At 52.3% G+C, this 6,695-nt stretch carries 4 protein-coding genes; all 4 read left to right on the top strand.

Annotated elements, in window-relative coordinates; translation table 11 throughout:
* Positions 1-170: 170 nt before the first annotated feature.
* The 4 genes from D9736_RS19860 (at position 171) to D9736_RS19845 (ending at position 6,559) form a co-directional block, all read left to right on the top strand.
* Positions 171-635: a CaiF/GrlA family transcriptional regulator gene (locus D9736_RS19860; protein WP_130258997.1), complete on the top strand. Its 465-nt coding sequence runs from the start codon at positions 171-173 to the stop codon at positions 633-635.
* The gene (locus D9736_RS19855; protein ID WP_130258996.1) at positions 632-1,249 is read left to right on the top strand and encodes a LuxR C-terminal-related transcriptional regulator; all 618 of its coding nucleotides are present in this window, start codon (positions 632-634) and stop codon (positions 1,247-1,249) included. The genes D9736_RS19860 and D9736_RS19855 overlap by 4 nt, the downstream gene beginning before the upstream one ends.
* Positions 1,250-1,572: 323 nt before the next feature.
* Positions 1,573-2,802: an autotransporter strand-loop-strand O-heptosyltransferase gene (locus tag D9736_RS19850; RefSeq protein ID WP_130258995.1), complete on the top strand. Its 1,230-nt coding sequence runs from the start codon at positions 1,573-1,575 to the stop codon at positions 2,800-2,802.
* Complete coding sequence (locus tag D9736_RS19845) at positions 2,786-6,559, top strand: autotransporter outer membrane beta-barrel domain-containing protein (RefSeq protein WP_130258994.1); 3,774 nt, start codon at positions 2,786-2,788, stop codon at positions 6,557-6,559. The genes D9736_RS19850 and D9736_RS19845 overlap by 17 nt, the downstream gene beginning before the upstream one ends.
* The last annotated feature ends 136 nt before the right edge of the window (positions 6,560-6,695 follow it).

The following is a 6,695-nucleotide window of genomic DNA, read 5'->3' as shown; positions in this document are numbered from 1 at the left end:
TGGGTCATTTTGACAACAACAGATCCTCTTCTTGTGCACCTGTATTGCGCGTTACTCAGCACTGATAACCCGACACATGCGGCAACAGATGTCTGTTGTCATTATTGGGGGGAGGGATGTCAGTGCTTCTTAATTCATATTTCTGACGGAGAGATATTCAGGTGGCGGGTATGCCTGAGAGACGCAGACGAATAAAGAGACATTTTTTCTGTCCTGAGTGTGTTCAGGACATGCAGGCTCGACCACTGTATATCATCGTGACCTTCTGGGGGATGCGAACCGGCAGGTTACTGACAGTTGAGGCGGTCAGCCGGGAGTTTCATATACCCCAGAGAACAGCAAAAAATATTCTGTATTACATTGAGCACGAGGGACGAAACCATATCCGCAGCAGGCGCTTCATACAGAACGAACCGACAACGGGACGAAGACGCGCCCTGCGGATCCTGGATATACAGGATCCGCAGGAAATCCCGGCCAGTTCAGGAGCAAAACTGGATGTTCAGTTGGAACCTGTTGCCCCCGCAGCAAAGCAGTCACTCAGGCCACAGACAAAATTTCAGAAACTACGTCAGTGGATGGTATCGAGAAAACAGAATGAACAGGCTCCTCAGGAGCTGACAGAATACGGATGAAACAGATATTTTTGATGAGTCAGTGTCAGTACACCCGCCTCGGGCTTTTTGCAGTGATGGAAAGTGCCGGGCAACATGCTGTTCAGGTTATTTCCGTGGAAACACCGGACCAGATTATGTCGCATATTCTGTCTGACAGACACCTCCCCGGGAAACAGCGTGTCATTGTGGTAGATCTCACCTGCCATGAGTCATCAGTGACTGTGAGGGCGCTGTGGTTTTTGTGGAATCTGTCAGTCCTTTATTCTGAACGCCACGAACTGAGAGGGACTCCATGCATTTTAATTGGCCATCAGGGAGGGCTGAATAATATCAGATATCCTTTTACCTGGATTTCTCCGTCACAAAGCTTTCATCAATTGAAAAATATTTTTCTGCGCATTCTGGCCGTGCCTTCTCGCTATATAATTAGTGGGTATAGATTTCAGCGTTTAAGTGCTAATGAGCAACATGTGATAAATGCACTTCTTGGCGGTGAAACTGTAAGTGATATTGCAAAGCGTATGCAGATACATTACAGCAATGTGTGTTACTACCGACAAAAGGCGATATTTAAAATCGGTCTGAGAAACCGGAATGATATTGCATGGATTATGAACAGGAAGTTTTTGTAAGCGCTGTAACGGTACGTACTGACCGGATACACTTCCGAAATTGATAAGTCTTTCTGCACGTAAACTGTAAACTAACTCCTGCGCGTAGCCGGAAGTAATGCAGGGTGCATTTCATCTGCAACGACTAAAGTCGTTGGATAAATATAATGAAATGCGCGAGGCGTGACCTCGTGAGAATGTCATATGTGAACTCATCTCTGTTATTACAGAAGAATATCAAAACCGTGCGATGGGTGTTACTCATCATAAGAAAGACACTTCATTTATATTTTTAGCGTACTCATCGTGCTTTTCAACGCTTATATATTTTTGAAGGTGAAAATATGTCAACGCTGAAGAATACATTTTTTATCCCTCCGCCTGATACGCCAACGCAGGCAGGGCCTGAAAATATTTTTTATGACTTTAATGATGGTGCACGTGTATTGCTTCCTGAAGGGAAATGGCACGTGCGTCTGCTGGATGCGGATTCAGAAAATATTCTTTTCTGCTGCGATGTGGATAAAGGCTGGGTAACCAGCAGTAAGAAATATTTCGTGCGCTTTCGCATTCAGGTATTCCGTCAGGGGGAAGAAACGCCTCTGCTGGATGAAACCCTGAAATTAAAAGACCGGCCTGTACTGATTTCATTCCCGACCGGTACGCTGGGCGATTTGCTCGGCTGGTTTCCTTATGCGGAACGCTTCAAGTCCCTGCATAAGTGCCGTCTGGAATGCACGATGTCGCAGGACATTATTGATCTGCTGGCGCCTCAGTATCCGCAGATACAGTTTTCCACGCCGGATAAGCCGCGCACGGTGGCGCCTTATGCCACCTATCGCGTGGGGCTTTATTTCGGTGGCGATACAAACAATCAGCCGGTGGATTTTCGCAAGGTCGGTTTCCACCGTTCTGCAGGCTACATTCTGGGCGTTGACCCGCGTGAAGCCCCCGTCCGGCTTGACCTGTCCGCGCCCCGGGTTATCCAGGAGCCTTATGTGTGCATCGCCACACAGTCCACCTGTCAGGCGAAATACTGGAACAACGGCACTGGCTGGAGTGAGGTCATCGCACACCTGAAATCACTGGGTTACCGGGTGCTGTGCATTGACCGGGACGCCCACTATGGCCAGGGCTTTGTCTGGAATCACATCCCGTGGGGCGCAGAGGACTTTACCGGCAAGCTTCCGCTGCAGGAGAGGGTGAACCTGCTGCGGCATGCCAGCTTCTTCATTGGCTTGCCAAGCGGCTTGTCATGGCTGGCCTGGGCTACCCGTATTCCGGTGGTGCTGATAAGTGGCTTCAGCCTGCCCAACAGCGAGTTTTATACCCCATGGCGGGTATTTAACTCCCATGGTTGCTACGGGTGCTGGGACGATACATCGCTGAATTTTGACCACAGGGATTTTCTGTGGTGTCCGAGACATAAAAACACGGACCGGCAATTTGAATGCACCCGACTGATAACAGGCACACAGGTTAATGGCGTTATCAGCAGACTCCATGCCTCCCTGATGAAGCAGGGAGATAAAACCTGTCTTACAAAAGGAACGAATAATGAACAAGGTTTATAACACTGTCTGGAATGAATCCACCGGGATGTGGGTTGTTACCTCAGAACTGACCCGTAAAGGCGGTCGTCGCCCCCGGCAAATCAGGCGTACCGCACTGGCGGGGCTGATTGCTGGCCTGCTTCTGCCATCAGCTCCTGCTCTGGCGGTGGATTATAACAATGAAACACTGGGGAGCGGTGCAACGAGTTCATCTATGTCACTGAATGCCGGTGATACGGCGACAGATACCACTATTAACAGTGGTGGAGGCCAGTATGTTTCCGGTGGCGGTAGTGCCACGAGTACCACTATTAACAGTGGTGGAAGCCAGTATGTTTCCAGTGGCGGTAGTGCCACGAGTACCACCATTAACAGTGGTGGATACCAGGATGTCTACAGCGGCGGCAGTGCCGTCAGCACCACGGTAAACGGCTTCGGGTTTCAGTATATCTACAGCGGCGGCAGTGCGACTGACACCACGCTCAACTCCGGTGGCTATCAGTACATCAACGATGGCGCCAGTGCCACCAGTATTACGGTAAACAGTGGGACTCAGTATATCTACAGCGGCGGTAGTGCGACTGAAACCACGCTCAACTCCGGTGGCTATCAGTATATCTACAGCGGCGGCAGTGCCACCAGTACTACGGTAAACGGCGGGTCTCAGTATATCTACCGCGGCGGTAGTGCGACTGACACCACGCTCAACTCCGGTGGCTATCAGTACATCAACGATGGCGGTAGTGCCACGAGTACCACCATTAACAGTGGTGGAAACCAGTATGTTTCCAGTGGCGGCAGTGCCACCAGTACTACGGTAAACGGCGGGTCTCAGTATATCTACCGCGGCGGTAGTGCGACTGACACCACGCTCAACTCCGGTGGCTATCAGTACATCAACGATGGCGGTAGTGCCACGAGTACCACCATTAACAGTGGTGGAAACCAGTATGTTTCCAGTGGCGGCAGTGCCGTCAGCACCACGGTAAACGGCTTCGGGTTTCAGTATATCTACAGCGGCGGTAGTGCGACTGACACCACGCTCAACTCCGGTGGCTATCAGTACATCAACGATGGCGGTAGTGCTACCAGTACCACGGTAAACAACCTCGGGGTTCAGTATATCTACGGCGGCGCCAGTGTCACGAGCACTACCATTAACAGTGGTGGTAACCTGTCCGTCTCCGGGGGCGGCACTGCCGTTGGCATTACTCAGAACAGTGGTGGGGCTATTTTTACAACCACAGATGCCACTCTGAGTGGTACCAATATTAACGGCAGCTTCAGTATTGCCAACGGAAGTGCCAGTAATATGCTGCTGGAGAATGGTGGAGCTCTGTATGTTAATAGTGGTCACCAGGCAACAAGCACCACGCTCAACGTCGGTGGGTCTCAATTTATCAACTATGGCGGTAGTGCTACCAGTACCACGGTAAACGGCGGATATCAGACGGTATACAGTGGTGGCAGCGCCATAAACACAACCATTAACACTGGCGGGATTCAGAATATCTCAGGCGGCAGCGTTACTGATACCACTCTTAACGATGGCGGAGAGCAGAATGTTGAGAGTGGGGGCGTGGTGGCAAATACCGTTATTAACAGTGGCGGGACTCAGAAGGTCAACAGTGGCGGCAGTGTTACGGATACCACCATCAACAGTGGCGGAGGACAGTATGTTTACGTCAACGGAAATGTCACAAAAACGACCATCACAGACGGCGGTATACTACAGGTGGATGCCGGTGGTTCAGCCTCTCAGGTGACCCAGAACAGCGGTGGCGCAATTGTTACCAATACCAGTGCTGTCCTGAGCGGCACTAACGATAACGGCAGCTTCAGTATCGCTGGCGGCAGTGCAGCCAATATGCTGCTGGAAAATGGTGGATACCTGACGGTGTTTGACGGTCATCAGGCCAGCGATACGATGGTTGGCAGTGACGGTACGCTGGATGTCCGCAGCGGCGGTGTGCTCTACGGCACCACCACCCTGACTGATAAAGGGACGTTGGTCGGTGACGTAGTCACAAACGAAGGCAACCTGTATTACCTCAACAACAGTGCTGCGACCTTCGCAGGCACCCTGACGGGTACCGGCACCCTGACGCAGGAAGGCGGTAGCACCCGTTTCAGCGGCCTGTTGTCTCAGGACGGTGGGATTGTCCTTCAGAGTGGCGGGGCCATGACGATGGATGCCCTTAAGGCGAACGCTAATGTGACGACACAGTCAGGCACCACCCTGACGCTGGATAACGGGACCATCCTGACGGGGAATGTTGCGGGGGACAACACCGGTGCAGGTGATATGGCGGTTAAAGGTGCTTCTGTCTGGCATCTCGATGGTGACTCCACTGTTGGCGCATTAACGCTGGATAACGGGACCGTTGATTTCCGTCCGTCAGCAACCACGCGTCTGACGACAGCCTTCCAGTCGGTGTCGCTGGCGCTTCGGAGCCTGTCTGGTAGCGGGACGTTCCGGATGAACACGGATATCGCATCACATACCGGAGATATGCTGAATGTCGCGGGTAATGCCAGCGGTAACTTTGTGCTGGATATCAAAAACACCGGTCTGGAGCCAGTATCTGCTGGTGCGCCGCTTCAGGTGGTGCAAACAGGTGGCGGTGATGCCGCGTTTACCCTGAAAGGCGGGAAAGTCGATGCCGGTACCTGGGAATACGGCCTGAGCAAGGAAAATACCAACTGGTATCTGAAGGTTGATACTCCGCCTCCGGTTACTCCGCCGACTAACCCAGATGCTGGTAACAACCCGGATGCTGGTAACCCAGGCACAGGTAAACCGGATGCAGGTAATCCAGGTACAGGTAAACCGGATGCAGGTGTGTCGTCTCCGGTGCGTCGCACAACGAAATCGGCCGACGCGGTACTGGGCTTGGCGACAGCACCGGCATACGTCTTCAACAGCGAGCTGGACAATCTGCGTTTCCGTCATGGTGATGTGATGCAGAATACCCGTGCACCAGGGGGCGTATGGGGCCGTTATACCGGGTCAGACAACCGCATCAGCGGCGGGGCCAGCTCGGGCTATACCCTGACTCAGAACGGTTTCGAAACCGGCGCCGATATGGTCTTTGACCTGAGTGACAGCCGTTTAGCTGTGGGTACCTTCTTCTCTTACTCCGACAACAGCATTAAGCATGCCCGTGGTGGAAAGAGTGCGGTAGACAGCACCGGTGGTGGTCTGTACGCGACCTGGTTTGATAATGACGGCTACTACGTGGACGGTGTGCTGAAATACAACCGCTTTAATAATGAGCTGCGTACCTGGATGAGTGACGGCACGGCGGTGAAGGGCGATTACAGCCAGAACGGTTTCGGCGGTAGCCTCGAAGCGGGCAGAACCTTCAGTCTGAATGAGAATGCATGGGCGCAGCCATACGTGCGGACAACTGCATTCAGGGCGGATGAGAAGGATATTCACCTGAATAACGGTATGAAGGCCAAAGTCGGTGCGACCAAATCTCTGCAGGCTGAGGCTGGTGTGAAGCTGGGGATGACCCTTGACGTTGCAGGAAAAGAGGTCAAACCGTACCTGTCGGCGGCGGTGAATCATGAATTTTCGGACAACAACAAAGTCCGTATCAATGACACCTACGACTTCAGGAACGACATCTCCGGGACGACCGGGAAATACGGACTGGGTGTCAGTGCGCAACTGACCCCAAATGCTGGCGTCTGGGCTGAGGCTCGTTATGAAAACGGTAAACATACTGAGTCTCCGGTCACAGGCAGTGTCGGGTTCCGTTTTAATTTCTGAGACGTGTCCTGAACAGAGCAGGGATTAAACCATGCGGTGCGGGCGGAAGTTAAAAGGCTTCCGCCCGCGTTTAAATACTTGCTGCCAGAATTCGTAAAAAAATTTCACGGCCTGTAGCGATGCAAAGTAATATCTG

The sequence above is a fragment of the Escherichia sp. E10V10 genome (assembly GCF_004211985.1).
Taxonomy (GTDB): domain Bacteria; phylum Pseudomonadota; class Gammaproteobacteria; order Enterobacterales; family Enterobacteriaceae; genus Escherichia.
This window is presented reverse-complemented; position numbering and strand designations above follow the sequence as displayed.

Bases quoted from the DNA above. Each gene is read 5' to 3' on its own strand.
- D9736_RS19855 (WP_130258996.1), top strand. From the start codon at position 632: ATGAAACAGATATTTTTGATGAGTCAGTGTCAGTACACCCGCCTCGGG.
- D9736_RS19850 (WP_130258995.1), top strand. From the start codon at position 1,573: ATGTCAACGCTGAAGAATACATTTTTTATCCCTCCGCCTGATACGCCA.
- D9736_RS19845 (WP_130258994.1), top strand. From the start codon at position 2,786: ATGAACAAGGTTTATAACACTGTCTGGAATGAATCCACCGGGATGTGG.
- D9736_RS19860 (WP_130258997.1), top strand. From the start codon at position 171: ATGCCTGAGAGACGCAGACGAATAAAGAGACATTTTTTCTGTCCTGAG.